The 26127-nt window shown below is 70.1% G+C and carries 28 protein-coding genes; 20 read left to right on the top strand and 8 right to left on the bottom strand.

Features of this window, described 5'->3' with window-relative positions; genetic code table 11:
* Nucleotides 1-5 precede the first annotated feature (5 nt).
* The 3 genes from prfA to ABEA10_RS34455 all read left to right on the top strand — a co-directional run bounded on the left by prfA (nucleotide 6) and on the right by ABEA10_RS34455 (nucleotide 3099).
* A complete protein-coding gene (gene prfA, locus ABEA10_RS34465; protein WP_345471150.1) occupies nucleotides 6-1061 on the top strand; it encodes a peptide chain release factor 1 in 1056 nt (351 codons plus the stop codon).
* An 80-nt stretch (nucleotides 1062-1141) separates the two neighbouring features.
* The gene (gene prmC, locus ABEA10_RS34460) at nucleotides 1142-2005 is read left to right on the top strand and encodes a peptide chain release factor N(5)-glutamine methyltransferase (RefSeq protein WP_345471148.1); all 864 of its coding nucleotides are present in this window, start codon (nucleotides 1142-1144) and stop codon (nucleotides 2003-2005) included.
* 128 nt (nucleotides 2006-2133) lie between these two features.
* Nucleotides 2134-3099, top strand: a complete 966-nt coding sequence (locus ABEA10_RS34455; protein ID WP_345471145.1) for an L-threonylcarbamoyladenylate synthase — start codon at nucleotides 2134-2136, stop codon at nucleotides 3097-3099.
* Nucleotides 3100-3252: 153 nt separating this feature from the next.
* On the opposite strand, the gene ABEA10_RS34450 is transcribed toward ABEA10_RS34455, so the two are convergent.
* Nucleotides 3253-3654: a hypothetical protein gene (locus tag ABEA10_RS34450; protein WP_345471143.1), complete on the bottom strand. Its 402-nt coding sequence runs from the start codon at nucleotides 3652-3654 to the stop codon at nucleotides 3253-3255.
* Nucleotides 3655-3916: 262 nt separating this feature from the next.
* Between ABEA10_RS34450 and ABEA10_RS34445 the strand changes: the two genes are divergently transcribed.
* From ABEA10_RS34445 to ABEA10_RS34385, 13 genes are all read left to right on the top strand, one after another.
* Nucleotides 3917-4177 carry a hypothetical protein gene (locus tag ABEA10_RS34445; protein ID WP_345471141.1) on the top strand — a complete coding sequence of 87 codons (261 nt, stop codon included), beginning with the start codon at nucleotides 3917-3919 and terminating at the stop codon, nucleotides 4175-4177.
* Nucleotides 4178-4332: 155 nt separating this feature from the next.
* Entirely contained in the window at nucleotides 4333-5481 is a 1149-nt protein-coding gene (locus tag ABEA10_RS34440) for a glycosyltransferase family 4 protein (protein ID WP_345471139.1), read from the top strand.
* 123 nt (nucleotides 5482-5604) lie between these two features.
* Nucleotides 5605-6033, top strand: coding sequence for a Cg1360 family ATP-synthase-associated protein (locus tag ABEA10_RS34435; RefSeq protein ID WP_345471137.1), 429 nt, complete (start codon nucleotides 5605-5607; stop codon nucleotides 6031-6033).
* 60 nt (nucleotides 6034-6093) lie between these two features.
* On the top strand, nucleotides 6094-6312 hold the full coding sequence (locus tag ABEA10_RS34430) for a hypothetical protein (RefSeq protein WP_329252853.1): 219 nt from the start codon (nucleotides 6094-6096) through the stop codon (nucleotides 6310-6312).
* A gap of 82 nt (nucleotides 6313-6394) precedes the next feature.
* A complete protein-coding gene (gene atpB, locus ABEA10_RS34425) occupies nucleotides 6395-7183 on the top strand; it encodes a F0F1 ATP synthase subunit A (protein WP_345471134.1) in 789 nt (262 codons plus the stop codon).
* 68 nt (nucleotides 7184-7251) lie between these two features.
* The gene (atpE, locus tag ABEA10_RS34420) at nucleotides 7252-7491 is read left to right on the top strand and encodes an ATP synthase F0 subunit C (RefSeq protein ID WP_285579650.1); all 240 of its coding nucleotides are present in this window, start codon (nucleotides 7252-7254) and stop codon (nucleotides 7489-7491) included.
* Between the two features lie 38 nt (nucleotides 7492-7529).
* Nucleotides 7530-8090, top strand: a complete 561-nt coding sequence (locus ABEA10_RS34415) for a F0F1 ATP synthase subunit B (RefSeq protein ID WP_425551002.1) — start codon at nucleotides 7530-7532, stop codon at nucleotides 8088-8090.
* Between the two features lie 199 nt (nucleotides 8091-8289).
* Nucleotides 8290-9105 carry a F0F1 ATP synthase subunit delta gene (locus tag ABEA10_RS34410; protein ID WP_345471130.1) on the top strand — a complete coding sequence of 272 codons (816 nt, stop codon included), beginning with the start codon at nucleotides 8290-8292 and terminating at the stop codon, nucleotides 9103-9105.
* Between the two features lie 38 nt (nucleotides 9106-9143).
* On the top strand, nucleotides 9144-10781 hold the full coding sequence (atpA, locus tag ABEA10_RS34405; RefSeq protein ID WP_345471128.1) for a F0F1 ATP synthase subunit alpha: 1638 nt from the start codon (nucleotides 9144-9146) through the stop codon (nucleotides 10779-10781).
* Nucleotides 10782-10784: 3 nt separating this feature from the next.
* Nucleotides 10785-11708, top strand: coding sequence for a F0F1 ATP synthase subunit gamma (locus tag ABEA10_RS34400; protein WP_345471126.1), 924 nt, complete (start codon nucleotides 10785-10787; stop codon nucleotides 11706-11708).
* A gap of 8 nt (nucleotides 11709-11716) precedes the next feature.
* A complete protein-coding gene (atpD, locus tag ABEA10_RS34395) occupies nucleotides 11717-13156 on the top strand; it encodes a F0F1 ATP synthase subunit beta (protein WP_329252870.1) in 1440 nt (479 codons plus the stop codon).
* Between the two features lie 26 nt (nucleotides 13157-13182).
* Nucleotides 13183-13572: a F0F1 ATP synthase subunit epsilon gene (locus ABEA10_RS34390; protein ID WP_329252873.1), complete on the top strand. Its 390-nt coding sequence runs from the start codon at nucleotides 13183-13185 to the stop codon at nucleotides 13570-13572.
* Nucleotides 13573-13606: 34 nt separating this feature from the next.
* Nucleotides 13607-14044, top strand: a complete 438-nt coding sequence (locus tag ABEA10_RS34385; RefSeq protein WP_345471123.1) for a DUF2550 domain-containing protein — start codon at nucleotides 13607-13609, stop codon at nucleotides 14042-14044.
* Here ABEA10_RS34385 and ABEA10_RS34380 read toward each other — a convergent pair.
* Nucleotides 14037-14987, bottom strand: coding sequence for a helix-turn-helix domain-containing protein (locus tag ABEA10_RS34380; protein WP_345471121.1), 951 nt, complete (start codon nucleotides 14985-14987; stop codon nucleotides 14037-14039). The two genes, ABEA10_RS34385 and ABEA10_RS34380, sit on opposite strands and share 8 nt — an antisense overlap.
* 97 nt (nucleotides 14988-15084) lie before the next feature.
* Here ABEA10_RS34380 and ABEA10_RS34375 point away from each other — a divergent pair, with 97 nt between their 5' ends.
* Both ABEA10_RS34375 and ABEA10_RS34370 read left to right on the top strand, forming a co-directional pair.
* Nucleotides 15085-16134 carry a saccharopine dehydrogenase family protein gene (locus tag ABEA10_RS34375; RefSeq protein WP_345471119.1) on the top strand — a complete coding sequence of 350 codons (1050 nt, stop codon included), beginning with the start codon at nucleotides 15085-15087 and terminating at the stop codon, nucleotides 16132-16134.
* 10 nt (nucleotides 16135-16144) lie between these two features.
* Nucleotides 16145-17191, top strand: a complete 1047-nt coding sequence (locus tag ABEA10_RS34370) for a HEAT repeat domain-containing protein (protein WP_345471117.1) — start codon at nucleotides 16145-16147, stop codon at nucleotides 17189-17191.
* Between the two features lies 1 nt (nucleotide 17192).
* On the opposite strand, the gene ABEA10_RS34365 is transcribed toward ABEA10_RS34370, so the two are convergent.
* Together ABEA10_RS34365 and ABEA10_RS34360 are read right to left on the bottom strand one after the other, a co-directional pair.
* On the bottom strand, nucleotides 17193-17786 hold the full coding sequence (locus ABEA10_RS34365; RefSeq protein ID WP_345471115.1) for a cob(I)yrinic acid a,c-diamide adenosyltransferase: 594 nt from the start codon (nucleotides 17784-17786) through the stop codon (nucleotides 17193-17195).
* A 241-nt stretch (nucleotides 17787-18027) separates the two neighbouring features.
* On the bottom strand, nucleotides 18028-19527 hold the full coding sequence (locus ABEA10_RS34360; protein ID WP_345471113.1) for a M20/M25/M40 family metallo-hydrolase: 1500 nt from the start codon (nucleotides 19525-19527) through the stop codon (nucleotides 18028-18030).
* Nucleotides 19528-19722: 195 nt separating this feature from the next.
* Here ABEA10_RS34360 and ABEA10_RS34355 point away from each other — a divergent pair, with 195 nt between their 5' ends.
* Nucleotides 19723-21633 carry a GMC family oxidoreductase N-terminal domain-containing protein gene (locus tag ABEA10_RS34355; RefSeq protein ID WP_345471111.1) on the top strand — a complete coding sequence of 637 codons (1911 nt, stop codon included), beginning with the start codon at nucleotides 19723-19725 and terminating at the stop codon, nucleotides 21631-21633.
* Between the two features lie 325 nt (nucleotides 21634-21958).
* On the opposite strand, the gene ABEA10_RS34350 is transcribed toward ABEA10_RS34355, so the two are convergent.
* Nucleotides 21959-22549, bottom strand: coding sequence for a DUF4126 domain-containing protein (locus ABEA10_RS34350; RefSeq protein ID WP_345471109.1), 591 nt, complete (start codon nucleotides 22547-22549; stop codon nucleotides 21959-21961).
* A 114-nt stretch (nucleotides 22550-22663) separates the two neighbouring features.
* Between ABEA10_RS34350 and ABEA10_RS34345 the strand changes: the two genes are divergently transcribed.
* Entirely contained in the window at nucleotides 22664-23704 is a 1041-nt protein-coding gene (locus ABEA10_RS34345; RefSeq protein ID WP_345471107.1) for an SGNH/GDSL hydrolase family protein, read from the top strand.
* A gap of 10 nt (nucleotides 23705-23714) precedes the next feature.
* On the opposite strand, the gene ABEA10_RS34340 is transcribed toward ABEA10_RS34345, so the two are convergent.
* The 3 genes from ABEA10_RS34340 to ABEA10_RS34330 all read right to left on the bottom strand — a co-directional run bounded on the left by ABEA10_RS34340 (nucleotide 23715) and on the right by ABEA10_RS34330 (nucleotide 26124).
* Complete coding sequence (locus ABEA10_RS34340; protein ID WP_345471105.1) at nucleotides 23715-23870, bottom strand: hypothetical protein; 156 nt, start codon at nucleotides 23868-23870, stop codon at nucleotides 23715-23717.
* A gap of 246 nt (nucleotides 23871-24116) precedes the next feature.
* Nucleotides 24117-24494 carry a VOC family protein gene (locus tag ABEA10_RS34335; protein WP_345471103.1) on the bottom strand — a complete coding sequence of 126 codons (378 nt, stop codon included), beginning with the start codon at nucleotides 24492-24494 and terminating at the stop codon, nucleotides 24117-24119.
* 130 nt (nucleotides 24495-24624) lie between these two features.
* A complete protein-coding gene (locus ABEA10_RS34330; RefSeq protein ID WP_345471101.1) occupies nucleotides 24625-26124 on the bottom strand; it encodes an aldehyde dehydrogenase family protein in 1500 nt (499 codons plus the stop codon).
* Between the last annotated feature and the right edge of the window lie 3 nt (nucleotides 26125-26127).

The raw sequence follows: 26127 nt of genomic DNA, 5'->3' as shown, positions 1-26127 counted from the left end.
ATGACGTGAACCTCGACGATCTGACCAGCGAATACGCCGACATCGAAAAGCGGCTCTCCGACCCGGCCGTCCATGCGGACCAGGCCGAGGCGCGCCGCCTCGGCAAGCGCTACGCGGAGCTGCGGCCGGTCGTCGAGGCGGCGCGTGACCTGACGGCGGCCCGCGCCGACGCGGAGACCGCGCGTGAGCTGGCGGCCGAGGACCCGGCGTTCGCCGAGGAGGCGACCCAGCTCGACGGGCGCATCGAGGAGCTGGAGGAGACGCTGCGGCGGCTGCTCGTCCCACGCGACCCCAATGACGACAAGGACGTCATCCTCGAGATCAAGGCCGGTGAGGGCGGTGAGGAGTCCGCGCTGTTCGCCGGCGACCTCCTGCGGATGTACCTCCGCCACGCCGAGCGCATCGGCTGGAAGACCGAGATCATCGACGCCCAGCCCTCCGATCTCGGTGGTTACAAAGACGTCACCGTGGCGGTCAAGTCACGCCCGTCCACCGATGGTGTGTGGGCCCGCCTGAAGTATGAAGGCGGAGTGCACCGCGTTCAGCGCGTCCCCGCGACCGAGTCCCAGGGCCGCATCCACACCAGTGCGGCGGGCGTGTTCGTCATGCCCGAGGCCGAGGACATCGACGTCCAGATCGACCCGAACGACCTGCGCGTCGACGTGTTCCGCTCCAGCGGCCCCGGCGGCCAGAGCGTCAACACCACCGACTCCGCGGTCCGCATCACCCACCTGCCGACCGGCATCGTCGTGTCGTGCCAGAACGAGAAGAGCCAGCTCCAGAACAAGGAGCAGGCCCTGCGCATCCTGCGGGCCCGGCTGCTCGCCGCCGCGCAGGAGGAGGCCGACGCCGCCGCGGCGGCCGAGCGCAAGAGCCAGGTGCGCACGGTCGACCGGTCCGAACGGGTCCGCACCTACAACTTCCCGGAGAACCGCATCTCCGACCATCGCGTGGGCTACAAGGCCTACAACCTCGACCACGTGCTCGACGGTGACCTGCACAATGTCATCCAGGCGCTGGTGGACGCCGACATGGAGCACAAGCTCGCCCAAGCGACCTGACCTGAATGACCCATGACCGAGCGTAGCGAGGGAATCGAAGACACGCCCCTGTGGTCACGCCCTCCGACGAAGGAGGGTTCATGACCCATCTGCTCTCCGACGAGATCGCCCGCGCGACGGCGCGCCTGGCCGCCGCGGGGATTCCGTCGCCCCGGGCCGACGCCGAGGAGCTGGCGGCCTTCGTGCACGGCGTCAAGCGCGCCGAGCTGCACACGGTGCCGGACTCCGCGTTCGACGCGCGGTTCTGGGCGGGCATCGCCCGGCGCGAGGCCGGTGAGCCGCTCCAGCACATCACGGGCCGGGCGTTCTTCCGCTATCTGGAGCTGCGGGTGGGGCCGGGCGTGTTCGTCCCCCGGCCGGAGACCGAGGTCGTTGCCGGCTGGGCGATCGACACGCTGCGCACGATGGACGTCGGCGATCCGCTCGTCGTGGACCTCGGTACGGGCTCGGGAGCCATCGCTCTGTCCATCGCCCAGGAGGTCCCGCGAGCGCGCGTCCACGCGGTCGAGAAGGACCCGAAGGCCTATGTCCACGCGACCCGTAACATCGAGGAGCTGGACGAGCGCGGCCGGGTCCGGCTGCACCTCGGTGACTTCGCCGACGTGCTGCACGATCTCGACGGCACCGTCGACCTGGTCGTCAGCAACCCGCCGTACATCCCGATGTCGGAGTGGGAGTACGTCGCGGAGGACGTCCGCGACTTCGACCCGCCGTCCGCGCTGTGGGGAGGCGGCGACGACGGCCTCGACGCGATCCGCGTGGTCGAACGCACCGCGCGGCGGCTGCTGCGCCCCGGCGGCTGGGCCGCGGTCGAGCACAGCGACCTCCAGGGCAACCCCGTCTACTGGATCTTCGCCGAAGAGCACGGCTGGCGCGACATGCGCAACCACAAGGACCTCACCGGCCGCGACCGCTTCGTCACCGCCCGCCTGGGCACCGAATAAACGGCCTTCACGCACAACGCGCGCGGAACCCATCGTGCGAATGTTCTGCTCGTGAAGAGTCCCTCTCGGGGGCGGTCCCGTGCGGTCCTGTGCGCGGAGGGCTTCGTGGCGGTGGGAGAATGGCCGCCGTGAGCCGACGCTATGACTGCTCAGAGCCCATGGAGCGCACCCGGGGGATCGCCGAGGCCGTCTCGGCCGTACGCCGCGGCGAGCTGATCGTCCTGCCCACCGACACGGTCTACGGCATCGGCGCCGACGCCTTCACGCCCGCGGCGGTGACCGCGTTGCTGGAGGCCAAGGGGCATGGTCGTGACATGCCCGCCCCGGTGCTGGTCGGTTCCGTACGCGCGGCCCAGGCGCTCGTCGAGGACTTCGGCACGTACGGGCAGGACCTCGTGGACGAGTTCTGGCCGGGCGCGCTCACCCTCGTCTGCCGGGCCAACAGCACGCTCGCCTGGGACCTCGGCGACGCCAAGGGCACGGTCGCGATCCGCATGCCGCTGCACCAGCTCACGCTGGAGCTGCTCAAGGAGACCGGGCCGATGGCGGTGAGCAGCGCCAACCGCGCCGGCGCCCCGCCGGCCCGCGCCGCCGACGACGCGGAGGCACAGCTCGGCGACGCGGTCGAGGTCTACCTCGACGACGGGCCGAGCGGCGATGGCGCCCCCTCGTCGATCGTCGACCTGACCGGGGCGGTGCCGCGCCTCCTGCGCGCCGGCGCGATCTCCGAAGCGCGCCTCCGCGAGGTGTGCGGAGTGCTGCTCAGCGACGAGGACGAGCCCACCGCCGACGCCGACGAGCCCGGCAAGACGGATGAGCCCGCCAAGGCCGACGAGCCCGCCGACGCCGAGGAACCCGCCAAGGCGGACGAGTCTGTCAAGGCCGAGGAAGCCGCCGACGCGGAGGAGCCCGCCAAGGCGGATGAGCCCGCCGACGCCGACGAGCCCGCCAAGCCCGACGAGCCCGCCAAGCCCGACGAGCCCGCCAAGCCCGACGAGCCCGCGAAGGCCGAGGCGTCCGTCAAGGCGGGCGAGACGGTCGAGAAAGAGGCGGCGAAGGCGGAGCGGTCCGGCGACGCGGACGGGAGCGCTTAGGCTCCCGAACCCGCCGTCCGGCTGCGTGGGGTCCAGGCGGCGCCTCGGCGCGCTGTCGTGGGCTCGCCCGGCCGGACCGGGCTGACTCCTACCCCGTCCTGCGGCGCCCCGCCTGGACGCCGCTCGGCACGGACGGGGGCTTCCGGCCAAGCCCTAATAGCGCCGGCGCCAGCCGCCGCACTTCCTGATCCGGAACTTCTTCTTCCGCCACCCGCCGACGCACTCCTGGGCGTACAGGTGGCCGGTGTTCGGCGCGCTGACGGTGCGCCATCGCCGTCTCCGCCCGCCGGGGCCCAGCGCCACGACCCGTACGACGGCGCCGTGCCGCCCGGTGAAGGTGAGGCGGACGGCGGGGCTCCGGCCGTCCTTCCTGGTGTCCCTGAGGAAGAACGACAGCGTCACCTTCGCCGGGCGCCTGCGGTAGACGCCGAAGGCGTCCACGCCGCGCAGGCCGGTCGAGCGCCAGAAGCCGGTGTCGGCGTGGGCCGCGGGCGCGACCGGCGAGAGCACGGTCATCAGCACGCCGGCCACGAGAGTCACCGCGACACGCCGCATCGGCCAGGCCCCCCATGGTCGTCTCCTCCGGGCGGAACGGCGCAGGCAGCGGCCCGGACACTCCGGTCCCTTCCCGCGAAGGGCGCCGGTCAGCGGCCGTACGGACACGGCTGGGCGGCGCGTGACTCATTCGTGACCAGGATGCACCAAACCAATGGGGTCGTTCACGGGTCTAACCGGTCAGGACGGTACCTCTCCCCGCCTCCGGGGGTCCCCGTCGCGGGAAGGCACGGACTGGAGGCGTCGACGCGCTGGAGGAGCGATGTCCACCGTGGAGCCGAACGACCATCCGGGCGACGGTGCCCTCGCGCGCCACCGCGAAGCAGGGGAGACGGTCCGTGACTGCCGGTGGGCGTCCGCGCCGGTGGCCGCGCGCCCGCGCGAGGCCGGCCGGGACATCGGCCGCATCGCCCAGATCGACGAGTGGATCGGTCTCGCCGCGGAGCGCGGCGGTGCCGCGCGCGGGGACGCACGCGCGGACCTGCCGGATTCCCGGCGGCACTCGGGCGAGCACTCCTGCTGAGCTGCGACGTCATCTGAGACATCGTCGAAACGTGATGTGATGATCGCGCACGGTGATACCCGCGGGACGGCGCCTCCTGGTGGGCCGGGAGCAATAGAGTTGGTGCCCGGTTCGTAACGGGTATGCGGTAGCGCGCGTCGCAGGGAGGTGGACGAGTGAGGGAGTACATCCTCACCTTCCTGACGGGCGCGATCGTCACGTACCTCCTCGTGCCCCTGGTGTTGAAGGTCGCCATCTGGTTCAAGGCCATGACCCCGGTGCGCGACCGTGACGTCCACGCGATCCCGACGCCCCGGATGGGCGGCCTGGCGATGTTCGTGGGGATGCTGGCCGCCCTGCTCATGGCCTCACGCCTGCCCCACCTGCACAAGGTCTTCACCGAGAGCCCGACGTGGATCGGCCTGCTGTCGGCCGGCGGCCTGCTCGTCGTGGTCGGCATCGCCGACGACCGGTGGGAGATCGACGCGCTGACCAAGATGGCGGGTCAGGTCGCGGCGGCCGGCCTGCTCATCATGAACGGCGTCCAGATCTCCTGGATCCCGCTCCCCGGCGCGACCTTCGTGCTGCCCCCGTCGTACGGCGTGCCGCTGACCATCATCGTCGTGGTCGCCACGATCAACGCGGTGAACTTCATCGACGGCCTCGACGGCCTGGCCGCCGGCATCGTCGGCGTGTCGGCCCTGGCCTTCTTCCTCTATTCCTTCCTGGTCACGGTCGTCGTCCACCTCGACCACCAGTCGGCGCCGGCCCTCATCGCGGCGGTCCTCGCCGGGATGTGCACCGGATTCCTCCCGCACAACTTCAGTCCCGCTCGAATCTTCATGGGCGACACGGGCTCGATGCTGATCGGGCTGCTGCTCGCCACCTCGATGATCACCGTCTCCGGGTTCGACCCGGTCGCGCTGCGCGGATCGATCAACCGGTTCCCGACGCTGCTGCCGCTGATCCCGATCGCGATCCTGGTCGTGCCGTACGCCGACATGCTGATGGCCGTGGTCCGGCGCTCCTACGACGGGCGGTCGCCGTTCGCGCCGGACAAGAAGCACCTGCACCACCGTCTCCTGGACCTCGGCCACTCGCACCGGGGCGCGGCCCTGGTCATGTACCTGTGGACGGCGCTGTTCTCGTTCGGCGTAGTGGCGCTCTCGGCGGTCAAGTCACCGCTGATCGTCCTCAGCGTGGCGAGCCTGGTGGCGATCGCGGCGCTGGTCGTGATGGCGTTCCCGCAGCTCCGCCCGCACGGGCGACGGCACCGCGGGGCCACGGAGCCGCAGTCCGATCACCGACCGCGACAACCCGCCTGAACTGCGCACTTTGCCATAACTTGACGCGCAAACCGGAGTCTGAGAAGCTTGTGATATCTTTCACGAGCGGCAAGTAGCCAACACGGCACGTAGTTAACACAGTGTGAACACCCCGGAGCACTCATGCAGTCCACCGACGCCCGGATCCTCCGTGGCGCCGCGATCCCCACAGGCCTGGCAGGGCTAGTCGCGATCATCGCCGGCCTCCTGTTCGCGGGAGGCAAGGGCGTGCTGGGCGCGGCCATCGGGGCTGTCCTCGTTCTCGTATTCTTCACCCTCGGCATGCTCGTCGTCAGCTATGTCTCGAGATTGTCGCAACAACTTGTGATGATGGCCGGTCTGCTGGGTTATCTCATCAAACTGATCGCGGTGTTCGCCCTCGTGGCCGCCCTGAACCATGTGACGGCATGGAACGCCCACGTCTTCGGCTGGACTGTGCTGTCGCTCACGATCGTCTGGCTCGCCGCAGAGGTGAATGCCACGATCAGCGCCCGCCAGCCGTATGTCGAATCCGGCCGCACATCCCGTGACCTCGGCAAACCGGGCACATGATGACATTGGACTACTCCAATATGACTATGCGGCAGGTAGCCTGCTATCGTCCGGAGCGCGATGACTGGAAATGGGCGTCTGCCCGACGAGTCGCAGGACCGCGAGTTCGCCAACGCCGTGTCGGCCGCCCCCGCCACCATTCTGGCTGGGATGCTGGTCTTCGGCGGTGTGGGCTGGCTCCTCGCTCGCTGGCTGGACGTCACGGCGCTGCTACCTATCTTCCTGGTGCTGGGCCTGGTCTTCGCTGGCTACCTGGTCTACGTCCGCTACGGCCGCTGAGCGCGCCGGGCGGAGCCGTGGCCCACCGAGACGACAGCAAGGTTGCCGCCTTGATGAGCTACGACCGCGAAAGGAACACCGGGTGAGCGCCCCGCACATCCTCGCCAAAGACTTCGAAGCCCCGGGACTCGGCCTGTTCGAGTGGAAGCCCCTCTTCCACATAGGTCCCTTCGCCGTCGCGAAGCCGATCGTCCTCTGCGCCGTGGTGATGATCGTCGTCATCGCCTTCTTCTGGGCGGCCTTCTCCAAGCCGAAGCTCGTCCCGCGCGGCTGGCAGAACGTCGGTGAGGTCGCGTACATGTTCGTCCGCGACGAGATCGGCCGGCCGTTCCTGGGCAAGGACGCCGAAAAGTGGCTGCGCCTGCTGATCCCGGTGTTCTTCTTCGTGTGGCTCGGCAACCTGATGTCGGTGGTACCGGTGGCGCAGTTCCCGGTGAACTCCCGCATCGCGTTCCCGTTCGTCCTGGCGGTCCTGATCTACCTGACCTTCTGGGCCGTGGGCATCAAGCACCAAGGATTCTTCGGTCTGCTGAAGAACGCGACGATGCCGCCCGACCTGCCCTGGGCGCTCTACATCATCGTCATCCCCATCGAGTTCGTCTCGACGTTCTTCATCCGGCCGTTCACCCACGCCGTGCGGCTCTTCGCGAACATGTTCGCGGGCCACCTCCTGATCGCGCTCTTCGCGACCGTCGGCTTCCACTTCCTCTGGGAGAAGGTCACGCCGCTCGGCTTCGGGGTGGGCGTCCTGGGTGCGGTCCTGACGGTCGTCATGACCGCGTTCGAGTTGTTCATCCAGGCGGTGCAGGCATACGTCTTCACGCTGCTCGCCGCCTTCTACATAAGCGCCGGACTCTACTCCGACCACTGAGACCCGTCCGCAGAACGTCAACACGTGACCGGCGGAGACGACCGCCGGCCTAGCGAAAAGGAATCCGAATGTCTTTCCTCGCCGCCGCTAGCACCAACATCAACCCCGGCCTCAAGGCGATGGGGTACGGCCTGTCCGCCATCGGTCCGGGCATCGGCGTCGGCATCGTCTTCGGTCAGGGCGTGAACGCCATCGCGCGCCAGCCCGAACTGACGAGCACCATCCGCACGAACATGCTGCTGGGCTTCGCCTTCAGTGAGGCGCTCGCCCTGATCGGCCTGGTCGCGCCGTTCATCTACACCTCCTGACCGAGGTCCGACTCTGACGGAAGGCTGTGCACGCCATGATGTTGGCCGAACACGCCGCCGGGTTCGTCGCCGCCGCGGAGAAGAACCCCAACCCTCTGCTCCCCGACGCGGCTGAGCTGATCTTCGGCACGATCTCGTTCCTCATCGTGCTCTTCGTTCTCGGCAAGATGCTGATCCCGCGGATCCAGCAGACCCTCGCCGAGCGCACCGACGCGATCGAGGGCGGCATCAAGCGGGCCGAAGAAGCGCAGGACGAGGCCCAGCGGGTGCTCGAGCAGTACAAGGAGCAGCTCGCCGAGGCACGGCACGAGGCCGCTCGTCTCCGCGAGGAGGCCCGTGAGCAGGGCGCGCAGATCATCGCGGAGATGCGCGAGCAGGCGCAGACCGAGGCGCAGCGCGTCATCGACCAGGCGCACGCCCAGATCGAGGCCGACCGCCAGCAGGCCTTCACGCGGCTGCGCACGGAGATCGGCGAGCTGGCCGTCGACCTGGCGAGCCGCATCGTGGGCGAGTCCCTCGAGGACGAGGCCCGCCGCCGCGGCACCGTCGACAGGTTCCTCGACCAGCTCGAGGACCGGACGGCACGGGCGGAGGCGTAGTGACCGGAGCGGCGAGCCGACGAGTGAGCGGAGTGGACGGCATCTGTCGCGGAGCGTCTCATGCCGTCCGCGGAGCGAACGAGGAGGCGAGCGCGACCATGAACGCAGCGGCGAGCCGACGAGTGAGCGCAGTGGACGGTGTTCGTGTCGCGAAGCGTCTCGCGCCGTCCGCGGAGCGAGCGAGGAGGGGAGCGCGACCATGAGAGGCGCCAGTAGGGCTTCGCTGGCCGAGGCCGCCGAGCGGCTCGAGGCCGTGCTGTCGGCGGGTGACCCCGCTGCGATCGGCGACGAGCTGTTCGCGGTGCTGCGGCTGCTCGACCGTGAGCACGTGCTCCGGCGGGCGCTCGCGGACCCGGCCCGGCCGGCCGACCAGCGGTCCGGGCTCGCCTCGGCCGTGCTCGACGGCAAGGTCTCGCCGGCGGCCGCCGAGTTCGTCGCCGAGGTCGTACGGCTGCGGTGGGCGCGCTCGACCGACCTCACCGACGCGGTCGAGCGGTTCGCCGTGATCGCGGAGGTGGCGAGCGTCGAGGCGTCGGGTCGGCTCGACGACCTCGAGGACGAGCTGTTCCGCTTCGACCGCATCGTCGAGGCGCAGCCGGAGCTGCGCGGCGTTCTCGTCGACCACCGCGTGGCGGGCGAGCGCAAGGCAGTGCTGGTGAGCGAGCTGCTGGAGGGCAAGACGACTCCGGCGACGCTGCGGCTGGTCACTGAGGCCGTGACGCACCCGCGAGGACGTAGTCTGGAGCGTGTGCTCGCGGAGTTCGGCCGCATCGCCGCCGAGCGTCGCAATCGGCTGGTCGCGGTGGTCCGCACCGCGGTGGACCTGAGCGAACAGCAGAAGACGCGGCTCACCGCCGCGCTCTCGGCGCAGTACGGCCGCGATGTTCATGTGAACATTGAGGTTGATCCCGCTGTTTTGGGTGGAATGTCCATCCGAGTGGGGGATGAGGAAATCGACGGCACCATCGTGCGCAGGCTGAACGACATCCGCCGGCGTATCGAGCGGGCGAGCTGAACCCCAAGCATCGAACTCACGGAGAGAGACGAAGAAGAATGGCGGAGCTGACGATCCGGCCGGAGGAGATCCGGAGTGCGCTCGAGCGCTTCGTCCAGGCGTACGAGCCGGAGGCCGCCGCGAGCGAGGAGGTCGGGACCGTCGTCGAGTGCTTCGACGGTATCGCCTTCGTCGAGGGTCTTCCCTCGGCCATGGCGAACGAACTCCTTGAGTTCGAGGACGGCACGCGCGGCATCGCGCTGAACCTTGACGTTCGGCAGATCGGTGTCGTCATCCTGGGCGATTTCTCCACTATTGAAGAGGGCCAGCAGGTCCGCCGCACCGGCGAGGTGCTGTCGGTCCCGGTCGGCGACGGCTACCTCGGCCGCGTCGTGGACTCCCTCGGCAACCCCATCGATGGCAAGGGCGCGATCGAGACGACCGGCCGCCGCGAGCTCGAGCTCCAGGCGCCCGGCGTCATGCAGCGCCAGCCCGTGAGCGAGCCGCTCCAGACGGGCATCAAGGCGATCGACGCCCTCACGCCGATCGGCCGCGGTCAGCGCCAGCTGATCATCGGTGACCGGCAGACCGGCAAGACCACCGTCGCGATCGACACGATCCTGAACCAGAAGCAGGCGTGGGACAGCGGCGACCCGAACAAGCAGGTGCGCTGCATCTACGTCGCCGTCGGCCAGAAGGGCTCGACGATCGCGCAGGTGCGGGCCACGCTGCAGGAGGCGGGCGCGCTGGAGTACACCACGATCGTGGCGGCCCCGGCCTCCGAGCCCGCGGGCTACAAGTACATCGCCCCCTACACCGGTTCGGCCATCGGCCAGCACTGGATGTACCAGGGCAAGCACGTCCTGATCGTGTTCGACGACCTGTCCAAGCAGGCGGAGTCCTACCGCGCGATCTCGCTGCTGCTGCGCCGCCCGCCGGGCCGCGAGGCGTACCCCGGTGACGTCTTCTACCTCCACTCGCGTCTCCTGGAGCGCTGCGCGAAGCTCTCGGACGACCTCGGCGCCGGCTCGATGACCGGCCTGCCGATCATCGAGACCAAGGGCAACGACGTCTCCGCCTACATCCCCACCAACGTCATCTCGATCACCGACGGGCAGGTCTTCCTGGAGACCGACCTGTTCAACCAGGGTGTTCGCCCGGCCATCAACGTCGGTATCTCGGTGTCCCGCGTCGGCGGCGCCGCGATGACCAAGGCGATGAAGAAGGCCACGAGCAACCTGAAGCTGTTCCTGTCGCAGTTCCGCGACCTGGAGGCCTTCGCGGCGTTCGCGTCCGACCTCGACGCGGCCTCGCGCGCCCAGCTCGACCGCGGCGCCCGCCTGGTCGAGCTGCTCAAGCAGCCGCAGAACGACCCGTTCCCGATGGAGGAGCAGGTCGTCTCGATCTGGGCCGGCACCAACGGTGAGCTGGACGAGGTGCCGATCGAGGACATCCGCCGGTTCGAGGCCGAGTTCCTCGACTACATCAAGCGCACCGACGGGGGTCTGCTCGAGACGATCCGGGAGACCGGCAAGTTCGAGGACGACACCGTCACGAAGCTCAAGGACCTCATCACCGAGTTCAAGAAGGGCTTCGAGACGACCAGCCACGGCCTCCTGCTGCAGGAGGAGACGGTCGAGGCCATCGACGCGGATGACGTGGAGCAGGAGAAGATCACCCGCGTGAGGAAGAAGTAGCCGATGGGTGCCCAGCTTCGGGTCGTACGACGCCGCATCGCCTCGACGAAGTCGATGGCGAAGATCACGCGTGCGCAGGAGCTCATCGCCTCGTCGCGGATCGTCAAGGCGCAGCAGCGGGTGCGGGAGTCGGGGCCGTACGCCCGGCAGATCACGCGGGCCATCTCCGCGCTGGTCAGCCACAACGTCGGCGTCAGCCACCCGCTTCTGGAGAAGCGGGCCGACAGCAAGCGGGTCGCGGTGCTGCTGATCACCAGCGACCGCGGCTTCGCCGGCGGCTACAACGCCAACGTCATCCGTGAGGCCGAGGGCCTGATGACCCTGCTGCGCGAGGAGGGCAAGGAGCCCGTCCCGTACATCGTCGGCCGCAAGGGCGTCGGCTGGTACCGCTTCCGCGAGCGCGACTACGGCGACGAGTGGACCGGATTCAGCGACAACCCGCGCTTCGAACACGCCGAGACGATCGGGCGCGCGCTCGTCGAGGAGTTCAACAAGCCGGCCGAGGAGGGCGGTGTGGGCGAGATCCACGTCGTCTACACCGAGTTCGTCTCCATGCTGACGCAGACCGCCCAGGTGCACCGTCTGCTCCCCCTGGAGATCGAAGAGGCCGAGGAGCTTCCCGAGGAGCAGCGCTCCCAGGGCGCGCTGCCGGCGTACGACTTCGAGCCGTCGGCCCAGGCGGTCCTCGACGCGCTCCTGCCGAACTACATCGAGAGCCGGATCTGGCACATGCTGCTCCAGGCGGCCGCGTCCGAGCACGCCCAGCGCCGGCGGGCGATGAAGTCGGCGACCGACAACGCCAATGATGTGATCCAGAACCTGACGCGGGTGGCCAACCAGGCCCGCCAGGCCGAGATCACGCAGGAAATCAGCGAGATCGTCGGTGGCGCGAACGCGCTGGCCGAGACGTCCGCGGGGAGTGAGTGAGAGCCACCATGACTGCTTCGGTAGAAGAGACCGCCACCTCCACGGCGACGGGTCGCGTCGCTCGTGTCACGGGCGCCGTCGTCGACGTCGAGTTCTCCGTCGAGACGATGCCCGACATCTACAACGCGCTCCACATCGACGTCACGCTCGGCGACGTCGAGCGCCGGCTGACCCTTGAGGTCGCCCAGCACATCGGCGACAACATGGTCCGCGCCATCTCGCTGCAGCCGACCGACGGCGTCGTCCGCGGCGCCCCGGTGTTCGACACGGGTGCGGCCATCTCGGTGCCGGTCGGCGACGGGGTCAAGGGCCACGTGTTCAACACGATCGGTGAGGCCCTCGACGTGCCGACCGCCTCGCTGGAGGTCAGCGAGCGCTGGCCGATCCACCGGCACGCGCCGGCGTTCGACCAGCTCGAGAGCAAGACCGAGATCCTCGAGACCGGCATCAAGGTCATCGACCTGCTCACCCCGTACGTCAAGGGCGGAAAGATCGGCCTGTTCGGCGGCGCGGGTGTGGGCAAGACGGTGCTCATCCAGGAGATGATCACCCGTGTCGCCCGTAACCACCGGGGCACCTCGGTGTTCGCGGGCGTCGGCGAGCGCACCCGTGAGGGCACCGACCTGCTGCTGGAGATGAAGGAGGCGAACGTCCTCAAGGACACCGCCCTCGTCTTCGGCCAGATGGACGAGCCGCCGGGCACCCGTCTGCGGGTCGCGCTGTCGGCGCTGACCATGGCGGAGTACTTCCGCGACGTCCAGAACCAGGACGTGCTGCTGTTCATCGACAACATCTTCCGGTTCACCCAGGCGGGTTCGGAGGTCTCCACGCTGCTGGGCCGCATGCCCTCCGCGGTGGGTTACCAGCCGACCCTCGCCGACGAGATGGGCGAGCTGCAGGAGCGGATCACCTCGACCCGCGGCCACTCGATCACCTCGATGCAGGCGATCTACGTGCCCGCGGACGACATCACCGACCCCGCGCCGCACACCACCTTCGCCCACCTCGACGCCACGACGGTGCTCTCGCGTGCGATCACGGAGAAGGGCATCTACCCGGCGGTGGACCCGCTCGACTCCACCTCGCGGATCATGGACCCGGTCATCCTCGGCCGGGAGCACTACGACGTCGCCCAGGAAGTGAAGCGGATCCTCCAGCGCTACAAGGAGCTGCAGGACATCATCTCCCTCCTCGGCATCGACGAGCTCTCCGAAGAGGACAAGATCACGGTGGAGCGGGCGCGCCGCATCGAGCGGTTCCTGTCCCACCCGATGCACATGGCCGAGGCGTTCACCGGTCAGAAGGGCGAGGACGTGCCGCTCAGCGACACGATCGCGTCCTTCAAGGCGATCACCGAGGGCAAGTACGACCACCTTCCGGAACAGGCGTTCTTCATGGTCGGCAGCATCGAGCAGGCCGAGAAGAAGGCCCAGGAGCTCCAGAAGTAGCCCAGAGCCGTTCGGAGGAGAACGAAGTGGCAAAGCTACGCGTGGAGCTGGTCTCGCCGGAGCGCGAGATCTGGGCCGGCGAAGCCGATATGGTCGTGGCCAAGACCATCGAGGGTGAGATGGGCATCCTGCCCGGCCACGCGCCGGTCCTCGGCGTGATGGTGGACGGCAGCGTGGTCCGCATCCATCCGTCCGACGGCGGCGAGCCCGTCGCGGCGATGGTCTCCGGCGGATTCTTCTCGGTCGCCTCGAACGAGGTGTCGGTGCTCGCGGAGTACGCCGAGCTGGGCGGCGAGGTCGACGTCCGCGCCGCCCGCGAGGAGTACGAACGCGTGTCGGCGCAGGAGGGCGATGAGGCCGCCGCGGCACAGCGCCGCGCGCGGGCACGACTGAGGGCCGCCGGCCAAGAAGTCTGATCGGCACCGGTCTCCGCGGGGGAAGCAGGGGGGAGTGGGCGGGCACCTGGCACTCGACGTAGGGGCGGTCCTTGCCGCCGTCCTGCTGGCGGTCATCGTCGTGTTCGCCATGCTCTCGGTGAGGCGCTGGCTACTCGAACGCCGCGGCGGCACGGTGGAGTGCAGCCTGCGCGAGCCGGACGGCCGCGGCGTGTGGCGGCTGGGCATCGGCCGCTACCACGGTGACGAGCTGCTCTGGTTCGCGATTTTCGGGTTTCGGTTCAGGCCCCGGCGGGTGGTTCACCGCCGGGGCCTCGTCGTTTCCGGCCGCCGCACGCCGAAGGCCGAAGAACAGGCCGCCCTCCACCCGGACACCGGCATCGTCGAGGTGCGCGACGACGGCCACACGGTCGAGCTGGCCATGAGCGGCGCCGCGCTGACCGGCTTCCTGGCCTGGCTGGAGGCCTCCCCGCCCGGCTCCTCACTCAACTGACGTTCTGGCGGCGGAAGGCGCGGCGGTAGCCGTCCGGGGATACGCCGACGGTGCGGTTGAAGTGCCGGCGGAGTGTGGTGCCCGTGCCCATGCCGGTGGCCTCCGCGATGGCGTCCACGCTGTCGCCGGTGGTCTCCAAAAGCTCCTGGGCGCGGCGGATCCGCTGGGTGAGCAGCCATCGCAACGGTGTGGTCCCCGTCGTCGACCGGAAGTGGCGGCTCAGGTTGCGTGAGCTCATGTTCGCCTGGCGGGCCAGATCCTCCACTGTGAGCGGCAGGTGCAGTCGTTCGAGCGCCCAGGGGAACAGCGCGCCGAGAGGGTGGTTGCGCTGGTCGGGCATTGGCATGGTGACGAACTGTGCCTGGCCACCGGCCCGGTGGGGTGGTACGACCAGCCGCCGGGCGACCGCGTTGGCGATCGCCGAGCCGTGGTCGCGGCGTACCAGGTGCAGGCACAGGTCCATCGCGGCCGCCTTGCCGGCGGAGGTGAGGACGCGGTCGTCGTCGACGTAGAGCACCCCCGGGTCGACCTCTACCCGGGGGTAGCGGGCGGCGAGCGCCTCGGCGTGAGCCCAGTGTGTGGTGGCGCGCCGTCCGTCCAGCAGGCCGGCGGCGGCGAGTACGAACGCGCCCGTGCACAGGGAGGCCACGCGCACGCCGGCCTCGTACGCCGTGCGCACGGCGTCGACGAGGTCGGCGGGTGGATCCTCGTCGACGTCGGCCCACGCGGGAACGATCACGGTGTCGGCCCGCGCGAGCCGGTCCAGGTCGTCATCGGGCTCGAGCCGGAACGGGCCGCCGGTCCGTACGGGCCCCCGCCCGCAGATGACCGTCTCGTACCAGGGGTCGGCCAGATCGGAGCGGTCGGCGCCGAAGACCTCATACGCCACGGCCAGCTCGAAGTGCAGTATCCCGTCGGCGACGGCCAGCGCGATCGTGCTCATGTCCGAAATTGTATGCATAGTGGCGTTCCGGACACTCGTGCGGGATCGTCGCTGTCGGCACGATGGTCCCGTGGATGACTCGAGTGCGGGAGAACCGATGGGTCACATCGTGGCGGTGTACGGCGCCTACGGGCACACCGGGCGCTTCGTGGTTGAAGAACTGCGAGATCGCGGGCTCGTTCCGATCGTCGCCGGCCGGGACGCCGAGAGGCTACGCGCGCTGGGCCCTGGACTCGACGCCCGCCCAGCGTCGGTCGACGACCCCGCTTCGCTCGACCGCGCGCTGGCCGGAGCGGACGCCGTGATCAACTGTGCTGGGCCCTTCGCCGCGACGGCCGCCCCGGTCATCGAGGCGGCGTTGCGCGCCGGGATTCCCTATGTGGACGTCTCGGCCGAGATCGAGGCCGACCTCGACACGTTCGCGCACTTCGCGGACCGGGCCCGCGCGGCAGGGGTCGTGGTGGTCCCCGCGATGGCCTTCTACGGCGGGCTGGGCGACCTGCTGGCGACGGCGGCCATGGGCGACTGGACGGCGGCCGACGAGGCGCACATCGCCTACGGGCTGAGCAGCTGGCACCCGACCGCCGGTACCAGGGCGGCGAGCAGGGTCTCCGGGCGGCGGCGGGACGGCCGGGGCGTGCGCTATACCGGCGGCCGGGTGGAGTACCACGACGACGACCCGCCGACGCTTGAGTGGCCCTTCCCGGAGCCGGTGGGCACGCGTGCGGTCATCGGGGAGTTCACCATGGCCGACGTCGTCACCATCCCCAGTCACCTGCGCATCCCCGAGGTGCGGACGTACATGACCGTCGAGGCGGCCAGGGACGTGATGTCCCCGGACACACCGGCACCGGCTGCGGTCGACGAGCGCGGCCGGTCCGCACAGACGTTCCTGGTCGACGTCGTCGTCCGCTCCGGCGGAGTGCGACGGCGTGCGGTCGCACGCGGCCGGGACATCTACGCGGTCAGCGCTCCGCTCGCCGTGGAGGCCGTCCACCGCATCCTGACCGGGCGGGCCGGCACGGTCGGGGTGGCCTCGGCCGGCGAGATCTTCGACGCGCCCGACTTCCTCCGTGCGCTGGCGCCCCACCTCTCGTTCGAACTCGCGCCCGAGAATTCGCTGGCACCCTCGCCCCCGGCCGGGTGAGGATGCCCGTGTGGAACCCGCTGCGGAAGATCTGCTCGACCGGGCCGTCGAGCTGGCTCGACAGGCCCGGGACGCCGACGACTACGAGGCCGTCTGGGAGATCCTCCGCGAGTTCGCGGCGGACGGGCCGGCGTCACTCCTGGCCGGCACGGACCTGCTCGCCTCGTCCGATCCGGTGGTCCGCGCGGTCGGCTGCGACCTGCTGGGCTGCGCCAGTGAGCTGCACGAAGCGGTCCGCGCGGACGCCGCGTCCGCGCTGCTGAGGCTCGCGCCGCCGGATACCGACGGCGACCTGAGCTGGTCGATCGCGCACGCCCTCGGCAGCACGCACGACCGGCGAGCCGTGCCCCTCCTGGTCTCGCTGGCCGCGCATCCGGACCCCGACGTCCGCCTCCAGGCGGCTCAGGCCCTGCCCTTCATGCCGCCGGAAGAGGCGGTGATCGGCGTGCTGATCCGGCTCACCGCCGATCAGGATCCGCCGGTACGGAACTGGGCGACGTTCGGCCTGGGCAGCCAGGCCGAGGCCGACGCGCCCGCCGTACGGGAGGCGCTCTGGGCACGGGTCGGCGACGAGGAGGAGGACGTGCACGCCGAGGCGGTCTTCGGCCTGGCGCGGCGGCGCGATCCCCGGGCCACCCCCCTCGCCATCGAGCTTCTGGAGGCGGAGCAGGGCATCTACTCCTGGGGGCTCGAAGCCGTCGCGTGCCTGCGCGACCCGGCGCTTCTCCCGTACCTGGCCGGGTACGACGCGACCTCCCCAGCGGTCGCGGCGGCGTTGCGCGAGTGCGACCCCGCGGCGCGGCTGCAGCGTGACGACTTCGCCGCGGCGCTTCTCCAGGCCGTGTACGACCGGAGCCCGGCCGCGGACGCCGCGGTGTTCTCCACGCTCCTCGAGACGGGGCTCACCCTGCGGACGACCGGTGCCGGAGGCACGGGCGACTGGTCGGTGGAGGCCCTGATGGAACGGGCCGGAGGTGACCCGCGCCGGGCGGCCGGCGTCGTCGCGCGAGAGTGCGCCGGACCTTCGGCCCGCGCGGTGCGCCCGCCGGCCGGTTGATTCAGCGCTCGCCGCCGGGCTTCCACAGGATGTCGCCGGTCTCGATGTTGGCGATGCGGCCGAGGATGAACAGCAGGTCGGACAGGCGGTTGAGGTAGCGGGCGGTCAGCGGGTTCATGTCCGCGTGGGTCTCCAGGGCCGCCCAGGTCGAGCGCTCCGCGCGGCGTACGACCGTGCGGGCCACGTGGAGCAGCGCGCCGCCGGGTGTGCCGCCCGGCAGGATGAAGCTGCGCAGGGTCGGCAGGCCCTCGTTGTGCTCGTCGCAGGCGGCCTCCAGCCGCGTGACGTACTCCTCGGTGACGCGCAGCGGCGGGAACTCCGGGTTCTCCACGACCGGCGTGCACAGGTCCGCGCCGACGTCGAACAGTTCGTTCTGGACCCGCCGGAGGACGGCGGCGACCGCGTCGGGGAGGTGGCCGAGCGCGATGGCCGCGCCGATGGCGCTGTTGGCCTCGTCGACGTCCGCGTACGCGACCAGTCGTGGGTCGGTCTTGCCGGTACGGCTCATGTCGCCGAGGTTGGTCGTGCCGTCGTCACCGGTGCGGGTGTAGATCTTCGACAGCACGACCGGCTGGTCGTCGCGCTCCTTCGCCATGGCACCAACCCTACGAGACGGATTCGCCGACGTAGGCAACGTCGGATGGTGTCTGGTGCGTCTTCCCAGGTGACAGCCGTTCCGTGGCCGTTCGTGCGGGCCGGCCTGACAAGTGGCGCCCGGCGGACCTCGGGGGCGTGCCGGGCGCCACGATATCGCGTACCCCCGGCCGCACCGCGCGGAGCGGCCGGGGTACGCCCTGACGATGCGGCCCGGAGCCCGACGCTCCGAGGCGTCCGTCTCAGCTGGTGACCAGGTTCGCGGGCGCGTGCTTCACCTGCGGCAGCAGGGCCGTACGGGCCGTGGCGTGGTCGCCGTTGACCGGCAGCGTGCTCTTGGCGAACACCTGGACGGCGTGCGCGGCGCCGTCGGCGAGCTGGTCCAGGATCGTGGAGTTGTTGTTGGCGTAGGTGTCGCAGGCCTGGTGGTAGCAGCCGTCGTACGGCTTGCCGGCCTCGCCGCCGTAGATCTTGGCCTCCTCGGCGGTCTTGAGCTTCTCGGCGCCGGAGTCCAGGCCGCCGGCCGGGATCCCGTTGTCGATGAACGGCCCGTAGTCCGAGCGCCCGTCGAACGTGCTCGGGGAGGTCTGCAGCTTGCGCGCGCCGTAGTAGTTGAGGAAGACCTTTTCGATCGCGCCCGAACCGGCGGGCGGGTTGGTGCCCGCGCCCTCGGAGTCGTCACCGTCGTAGACGCCGCGCCGGCCGTTGGGCGAGCCCAGCATGTCGAAGTTGAGGTTCAGCGCGATCGTGGCCCGCTGCGCGGCACTGAGGTGCGTCACGTAGTAGGTCGAACCGAGCAGACCCTCCTCCTCGGCTCCCCAGAAGGCGAACCGGACCTTGTTCTTGATCTGGTCACCGAGCCGGGCGATCTGCTCGGCGACGGTGAGGACCGTCGCGGTGCCGCTGCCGTTGTCGTTGATGCCGGGGCCCTTGGTGACGCTGTCGAGGTGGGCGCCCATGACGACGACGTTGTCGGCGCGCCCGCGCTCGGTGTCGGCGATCACGTTGTGCGCGGTGCGCTGCTCGTTGATGGTGCTGGTCTTGACGTGCAGCGTCAGCGTGCCCGAGGTCGCGGCCTTCACCAGGTCGGTGCCGAGCTGGTAGCTCGGGCCGATGACCGGGATCCGCCAGGCCTGCCCCGCCGTGCCGGAGACCGGCCCCATCCGGTCCGGCGCGGTGCCGTCGTTGTAGATCGCGATGGCGGCGGCACCGGCGGTCTGCGCGTTGCTCGCCTTGTCGGAGAACGTGCAGCCGCCCCGCTTGACCAGCGCGATCTCGCCCTTGGCGAGTCCGGTGAAGTCGGCGGGCTCACAGCCACTGCCCACCCCGGCGCCGTCCGGGTCGATCGCGCGGGCCGTCGCGGTGACATCGCCCGAACCGGAGTAGTCCAGCGTCTCGAAGTCGGTGCCGTACGTGTAGGACGGCCCGCCGGAGCGCTCGAAGACCGCGGGGGTCTTCTCCTTGTAGTACGCGAACGGGAAGTCCTGCACGGTGGGGTGGTAGCCGGCCTTCTTGAGCTGCCTGACGACGTACTGGGTCGAGACCTCGAAACCGGGTTCGCCGGCGGCGCGGGTGCCGCCGTTGTAAGTGGCGATGGTCTGCAGGTCGTGCTGGTGTCTGCGGATGTCCTGCAGCTTGACCAGCTTGTCCAGGCGAGGATGCCCGGCCGCGTCCGCGGGAGCCGCGGTGGCGACCGAGACGGCGGCGAGGCCGACGAGGGTACCGATGGCGATTCTGCGCACGAGCGCCCCTTCTAACAGTAAAGCGGAGGTAACGCACCTGAGATTGACACCGCAGTCATCCCCCGACCAGATGCTGAGACCTACTCGTTGCGCAGATCTAAATTTGTTTCCCTAGAATCGCGTTCGGTGCACTGACCCCGTACGTCCCGATATCGGTATGGTTTGCCGAGGTTCCCCCAAGCCCCGGAGGCGGCCGTGTACGACTACATCATCGTCGGTGCCGGCAGCGCGGGTTGCGTGCTCGCCAACCGGCTGAGCGCGGACTCCAGCACGCGCGTGCTGCTCCTGGAGGCCGGCCCGCCGGACGACGCTCCCGAGATCCACATCCCGGCCGGGTTGCAGGCACTGTTCAAAGGCCCGTACGACTGGGACTTCACGACGACGCCGCAGGAGAACGCGCACGGGCGCGGCGTCTACTGGCCGCGCGGCCGCACCCTCGGCGGCAGCTCGTCGATGAACGCGATGATCTACATCCGTGGCCACCGGCACGACTACGACACGTGGCGCGACGAGTACGGCTGCAAGGGCTGGGGGTACGCCGACGTGCTGCCCTACTTCCGCCGTGCCGAGGACCAGCAGCGCGGCGAGTCCGCGTACCACGGCGTCGGCGGGCCGCTGCGGGTGGAGGACCTGCGGTACAAGCATCCGCTGACGCGCTCGTGGGTCGAGTCCGCGAAGGCCTTCGGCCTGCCGGCCAACGACGACTTCAACGGCGCCGAGCAGGACGGCGTCGGCTACTACCAGGTGACCCAGCGGCGCGGCCGGCGCTGGTCGGCCGCCGACGCGTACCTGCGGCCCGCCCTCGACCGCCCGAACCTCACCGTGACGACCGACGCGCTCGCCACGAAGGTGCTGGTCGAGAAGGGCCGGGCGGTCGGCGTACGGTACGTGACCGGCGGTCGTGCGGAGGACGCGCGCGCCCAGAGCGAGGTCATCCTGTGCGGCGGCGCGGTCAACTCGCCGCAGCTGCTGATGCTGTCCGGCCTCGGCCCGGCCGACCACCTTCGGTCCATGGACATCGACGTCGTGGCCGACCTGCCCGCCGTCGGCACCGGTCTGCAGGACCACCCGATCGTCCCGGTCATGTGGCACACGCCGGGCACGAAGGCGATCTGGGAGGGCGTGAACCTGCGGAGCCTCCTGCTCTGGCAGGCGCTGGGCCGCGGGCCGTACGCCTCCAACGTCGCGGAGGCGGGCGGTTTCGTACGGACGTCGCCGAGCCTGCCGGCACCGGACCTGCAGTACCACGTGCTCGGCACCCCGTACGTGGGACAGGGCCTGGTCGACGTGGCGGAACGCATGATCTCGGTGTTCGTGACGGCGGTCGCCGTGGCGAGCCGCGGCACGATCAGGCTGAGCTCGGCCGACCCGCGCTGGAAGCCCCTGATCGATCCGGCGTACCTGCGGGAGCGCGCCGACCTGGAGGTGCTCCTGGCCGGCGTCCGTCAGGCGCGGGAGATCGCGGGGAACCGCCCGTTCGCGCGGATCAGTGGCGGTGAGGCGCGTCCGGGCGAGGACACCGACGTGACCGACTGGATCCGGCACGAGGTCGTGACGCTGTACCACCCGACCAGCACGTGCGCGATGGGCGGGACCGACGACGCGGTGTGCGACCCGGAGCTGCGCGTCCGCGGCGTCGACGGCCTGCGCGTCGTGGACGCCTCGGTGATGCCGGCCGTACCCCGCGGCAACACGAACGCCCCGACCATCGCGATCGCCGAGCGTGCCGCCGACCTGATCATCGGTGGTCCACTCCTACCTTCCGCCGATCTGACGGCCGGTGCGCCCGGAGCGGCCGGGCCGGCGGAGGCGACCACGCTGCTCGACCTGCCCGGGGCGGCCGCGGAGCCGACGACGGTCCTCGACCGGCCCGAGGCGGACGTGGAGCCGACCACGGTGCTCGATCGCGTCGAAACGGACGCGGCGCCCCCGACGGTGATCGAGCCGGTCGAGACGGGTGCCGAGCGGACCAGGGTGATCGAGCCGGACGAGGCGGACACCGAGGAGACCACCGTGCTCGAACCGGTCGACGCCGAGCCCGTCGAGCGGACCGACGGGGAGCCGCGGCCGGCCGCGCCGGCGAAGCCCGTGGCCGACGAGGACTGAACCCGGGCCCCATACGAGAAGTCCCGCCCGGCCGGAGAAACTCCGGACTGGGCGGGACTCGGCGCTCAGACGGCCGCGGCGTCACCGCGCCCGGTCCTTACGGGCCCGGCGGGTGGCCCGTACGTCCGCGCTGAGCTCACGGACGTGCTCGTTCATTAGTGCCTGGATGATGTCGGGGTGCATCGTGGCTCCTCGTGGTGCGGACCGGTCGGTCCGGCCTCGCACTCATAAGGTTCGTTCTAAGCGGGGTGCCCCCGCATCGGGACGATGCACTATCTCCGCCTCCCGACGGGCCTTGCGCGGCCTCAGAAGGACTCAGCGGGCCTTAGACCGCCTTAGACCGTCTTAGACGTCGCTTGCGAATCATGCGGATCAGTCGCCATGCGATCAGGACGAACACGATTAGGAACAGGATGACGAGCGCCGGGATCAGCACCGCGACGAGGCTCACCGTCAGCGACATCGCGTCTTCGGCTGCGCTCACGAAGGGCGTTCCGAGGCCGACCGTGCCGGCGTTGATGACGGGACGCGCGCCGGCCTTGGTGAGGTGCACGCACAGTGCGACGACGATGCCGAGTACCCAGCCGACCCAGGGATGGCCGGCCATCCACGCGGAGTGGTCGATCCGCGCGGCCGCGTCCGAGGCGGCGAAGACGGCACCGCCGGCCGCGGGCCGTACGAACGTCTGGATCGCGTCGTTGACGTGGTCGACGACGGCGACCTTGTCGAGGACGACCTCCACGGCGAGCAGGGCCGCCACGGCGAGGAGCGCCCATCCGTTGCTCATCCACGCGAACTGGTGCGGCAGCGTGACCGCGTCGGTGAAGCGGGCGAGCAGGCCGACCACCAGGATCGGGATGTAGGCGTTCAGACCGGCCGATGCGGACAGGCCGAGCCCGGTCAGGGTCGCGAACATGCCAGGTAAGACGTCTTCGATACGAAGGAAGGTTCCTCCGGGAACCCCGCGCCCTGTCGCGAGCGTCGATTTTACGGGCCTATGTGACAGTCTTTGCGTCGGGAAGGCGGAGGTATGGCAGTGGTGTGGCGCCGGATTCGTACGCGGCGTGGCGCCCTGATCGCCCTTCCTCTCGCGTTGGTGCTGCTGGCCGCGGTCGTCGCCGTGCCGATCGGGGTGTCGCGGCGGTGCCGGATCTTCGGGCAGGGCTGCCGGGCGCCGCACATCCGGCTCAAGCCGCCGCCCAGGGCACTCACCCCGCTGGAGGCCGCCACGCGCGGCGGGTACGTCGCCCTCGGCGACTCGTATTCCTCCGGCGAGGGAGCCTGGAGTCCCAGCGCCGACCGCGCGTACGCCAACGGCGGTGCGGAGGACTGCCACCGATCACGGCAGTCCTACTTCCCGACGGTGTCGCAGGCGTACCGGTTCGCCAAGGCAGGCGGCTTCTGGGCGTGCAGCGGCGCGCGTACCGAGAACCTGCTGAACACCGGGGAGCGCGGCGAGCCACCGCAGATCGACCGGCTGGCGGCCGACACCAGCCTCGTGACGCTCAGCATCGGCGGCAACGACATCGGCTTCTCGCAGATCGTCCAGAAGTGCGTCGTGAAGCTGCCCTGGTCGTCGGCGTGCCGCGACCAGAACACCGACATCCGCGCGCGGATGGCCGCGTTGCCCGGGTCGCTCCGCTCGGTGCTCGACGGGATCGCGCGGCGGGCGCCGTACGCGCGGGTCCTCGTGCTCGGCTACCCGCGGCCGTTCCCGGTGCGGCCACAGCGGTCCATCGACAACATCGGCACCGCCGACCAGGGGTTTCTCAACGGGATCGTGCACGATCTCGACTACACGATCTACCTCGCCGCACGGGACGCGGACCGGCGTCTCGCCGCGGCGCGGAAGCCGGGCAGCGTGGAGTTCGTCGACACGTATCAGGCGTTCACCGGCCATGAGCTCGGCACCGCGCAGCCGTACCTCAACGCCCTCGACCTCAGCATCAGCGAGCTCGTGGCGGCCCGCAGCTTCCATCCGAACTCACTCGGATACCAGAAGTTCGGGGAGCTGATGAACCGCCAGATCCAGGCCGGCCCGGGGCGGCAGATCTACCAGTGGGGTCGGTGACTCCGCCGGCTCACGAGCGGGCTGCCGCGGCGAACGCCGCGAGCTCGCCGGGGACGTCCGGAACGTACACGACCTCGGTCTGGGGGACGTGGGGCAGAAGGCCCGTCTTCGAGCCGATCGACCGGATGCACCAGGCGATGATCGGCGTGCTTCGCGACGCGATCAATCGAGCCCGGGTACGGACCTGCGCACCGGCGACGAACCCCGTTCCGGCCGGAGGGCGTCCCAGCCAGAGCGGGATTCGACGGCGGTGCGCAGACCTCGTCCGGCCCCTGCCCATCTGATGATCGGGCTAAGGAGGCCACTCCCACATGGGGACTATGCACTATCCCGGCGTCTCAGGTGACGCCTTAGACGAAGACATGCCCGGATTTGACGGTGGCGGCCGGCGCCCGACCTTCACGTGGCCGTGTCAGGCGTTCCAGTCGACGAGTTGGACGATCACGCCGTTGGGATCGCGCACCTGGAAGGAACGCTCGCCCCACTCGTCCACGGTCAACGGCATGGTGATCGGTACGCCCTCGGACCTCAGCCGTTCCAGCTCGCCTTCGAGGTCGTCGACCACGAACGCGAGGATCAGGCCGGACGCGTGGTCGTCCCGCTGGTCGGCGGGCAGCGTGGCGAGGCCGCGCCGCAGGAAGACGACGTTCAGGCCGGCGTCGTCGCGCGTCAGCGACGCGAAGCCGTCGGCGGACATCTCGGTTCGGAACCCGAAGTGCTCGGCGAGGAACACGCTGGACGCCGCGACGTCGTCGACGTTCAGTGACACGGCGGATGCGGTGATGCGCAAGGCGGCGACTCCCTTATCTCTGTACTTCGTACAATGTGCATCGTACAGAGTAAATGCACGACGTCACATGGCGCGGCGCCGATGCGCGGCGCGCGCTCGATGGACTTCGTCGATGGGGAGCGGCCGGCGCCTACTTGTAGCGTCGTCCGTGCAGCAGGTTGACCAGTTGCAGTGCCCGGGCCATGTCCTTGTCGGTGCGCTTGAACGACGTCAGGTTCATCGCCGAGAACCGCTGCCGCGTGATCGACTTGGCGCGGGCGAACTCACGGAGGCCGTCCGCGCCGTGGATGCGGCCGAAGCCCGAGTCGCCCACCCCGCCGAACGGCAACGAGGGGACGGCCGCGAACGCGATCACCGCGTTGATCGAGGTCATGCCGCCGCGCAGACGGCGTGCGGCGTTCATCGCGGCCGACCTGCTGCCCGAGAAGATCGCGCCCGCCAGGGCGTACCGGCTCGCGTTGGCGCGGGTGACGGCCTCCTCCAGGCTCTGCACGCGGTGCACGGTGATGGTCGGGCCGAACGTCTCCTCGCACACCGCCGACGAGTCCTCCGGCACGTCGAGGAGGATCACCGGCTCCACGTACGGCTCCTTCACCGACGCGGGGCCGCCGACGATCGCCCTGCCGCCCTGGGCGACCGCGTCGTCGATGTGGCGCTTGATGATGTCGAGCTGTCCCGGCATGGTGATCGGCCCGTACGACGCGCCGCGGTCCTCGCCCGGGCGCAGGACGCGCGCCTGCTCGGCCAGCCTGTCGACGAACGTCTCGTACACGCTGTCCACCACGTAGACGCGCTCGACTCCCGTGCAGGTCTGGCCGGCGTTCGACATGGCGCCCCACAGCGCGGCCTCGGCGGCGGCCTCCACGTCCGCGTCGGCGTCGACGATGAAGGCGTCCTTGCCTCCGCACTCGGCCACGATCGGGGTGAGGCGCTCGGCGCAGGCGGCCATCACCTTGCGGGCGGTCGGCGTCGAGCCGGTGAAGGCGATCTTGTCCACGGCGCCGCCGGCCAGTGCCGCGCCGGTCTCGCCGAAGCCGGTCACGACCTGCAGGATCGGCTGCTCGGGCACGACGCTCGCGACCATCTCGGCGAACAGCGTCGCGACGCCCGGGGTGTACTCCGACGGCTTGCACACCACGGCGTTGCCCGCCGCCAGGGCGTACCCGATCGAGCCCACGGGCGTGAACAGCGGATAGTTCCACGGCCCGATGACGCCGACCACACCGAGCGGCTGGTACTCCAGGATGGCCTTCTGGTTGACCGACAGCAGGCCGGAGGGCACCCGGCGCGGCCCGAGGACCTTCTCCGCCTTCCGCGCGGCCCAGTCGAGGTGGGTGATGGCCAGGACGACCTCGAGCTGGGCGTCCTCGATCGGCTTGCCGGTCTCCCGGTGGATGAGGGTGGCGACCCGGTTGAGCGACCGCGTGAGCGCGCCCTTGATGTTCAGCAGCCGGATCCGGCGTTCTTTCCATCCCAGATCGGCCCACCACGCCGCCGCGCCGCGGGCGCGTTCGATCGCGGCGTCGACCGCTTCCTTCCCGTGGACCGGATGCTCGCCGACGATCTCGCCGGTGGCCGGGTCGAGGGACTGGAAGCTCTCCGTGGTCTCGGCGTCCATGGTCGCTGTCATCGC

Origin of the sequence: Actinoallomurus oryzae (assembly GCF_039541955.1) — a bacterium.
GTDB classification, from domain to species: domain Bacteria; phylum Actinomycetota; class Actinomycetes; order Streptosporangiales; family Streptosporangiaceae; genus Actinoallomurus; species Actinoallomurus oryzae.
Note: the sequence above shows the minus strand (reverse complement) of the source record. Positions and strands in the feature narration are given on the sequence as shown.

Coding starts and splice junctions, on each gene's coding strand:
- prmC (WP_345471148.1), top strand. CDS start 1,142: ATGACCCATCTGCTCTCCGACGAGATCGCCCGCGCGACGGCGCGCCTG.
- ABEA10_RS34415 (WP_425551002.1), top strand. CDS start 7,530: ATGTTGGCCGAACACGCCGCCGGGTTCGTCGCCGCCGCGGAGAAGAAC.
- ABEA10_RS34430 (WP_329252853.1), top strand. CDS start 6,094: ATGACTGGAAATGGGCGTCTGCCCGACGAGTCGCAGGACCGCGAGTTC.
- ABEA10_RS34450 (WP_345471143.1), bottom strand. CDS start 3,654: ATGCGGCGTGTCGCGGTGACTCTCGTGGCCGGCGTGCTGATGACCGTG.
- atpA (WP_345471128.1), top strand. CDS start 9,144: ATGGCGGAGCTGACGATCCGGCCGGAGGAGATCCGGAGTGCGCTCGAG.
- ABEA10_RS34350 (WP_345471109.1), bottom strand. CDS start 22,549: ATGTTCGCGACCCTGACCGGGCTCGGCCTGTCCGCATCGGCCGGTCTG.
- ABEA10_RS34330 (WP_345471101.1), bottom strand. CDS start 26,124: ATGACAGCGACCATGGACGCCGAGACCACGGAGAGCTTCCAGTCCCTC.
- ABEA10_RS34435 (WP_345471137.1), top strand. CDS start 5,605: ATGCAGTCCACCGACGCCCGGATCCTCCGTGGCGCCGCGATCCCCACA.
- ABEA10_RS34410 (WP_345471130.1), top strand. CDS start 8,290: ATGAGAGGCGCCAGTAGGGCTTCGCTGGCCGAGGCCGCCGAGCGGCTC.
- ABEA10_RS34345 (WP_345471107.1), top strand. CDS start 22,664: ATGGCAGTGGTGTGGCGCCGGATTCGTACGCGGCGTGGCGCCCTGATC.
- ABEA10_RS34365 (WP_345471115.1), bottom strand. CDS start 17,786: ATGGCGAAGGAGCGCGACGACCAGCCGGTCGTGCTGTCGAAGATCTAC.
- ABEA10_RS34400 (WP_345471126.1), top strand. CDS start 10,785: ATGGGTGCCCAGCTTCGGGTCGTACGACGCCGCATCGCCTCGACGAAG.
- atpE (WP_285579650.1), top strand. CDS start 7,252: ATGTCTTTCCTCGCCGCCGCTAGCACCAACATCAACCCCGGCCTCAAG.
- ABEA10_RS34445 (WP_345471141.1), top strand. CDS start 3,917: ATGTCCACCGTGGAGCCGAACGACCATCCGGGCGACGGTGCCCTCGCG.
- atpD (WP_329252870.1), top strand. CDS start 11,717: ATGACTGCTTCGGTAGAAGAGACCGCCACCTCCACGGCGACGGGTCGC.
- ABEA10_RS34380 (WP_345471121.1), bottom strand. CDS start 14,987: ATGAGCACGATCGCGCTGGCCGTCGCCGACGGGATACTGCACTTCGAG.
- ABEA10_RS34375 (WP_345471119.1), top strand. CDS start 15,085: ATGGGTCACATCGTGGCGGTGTACGGCGCCTACGGGCACACCGGGCGC.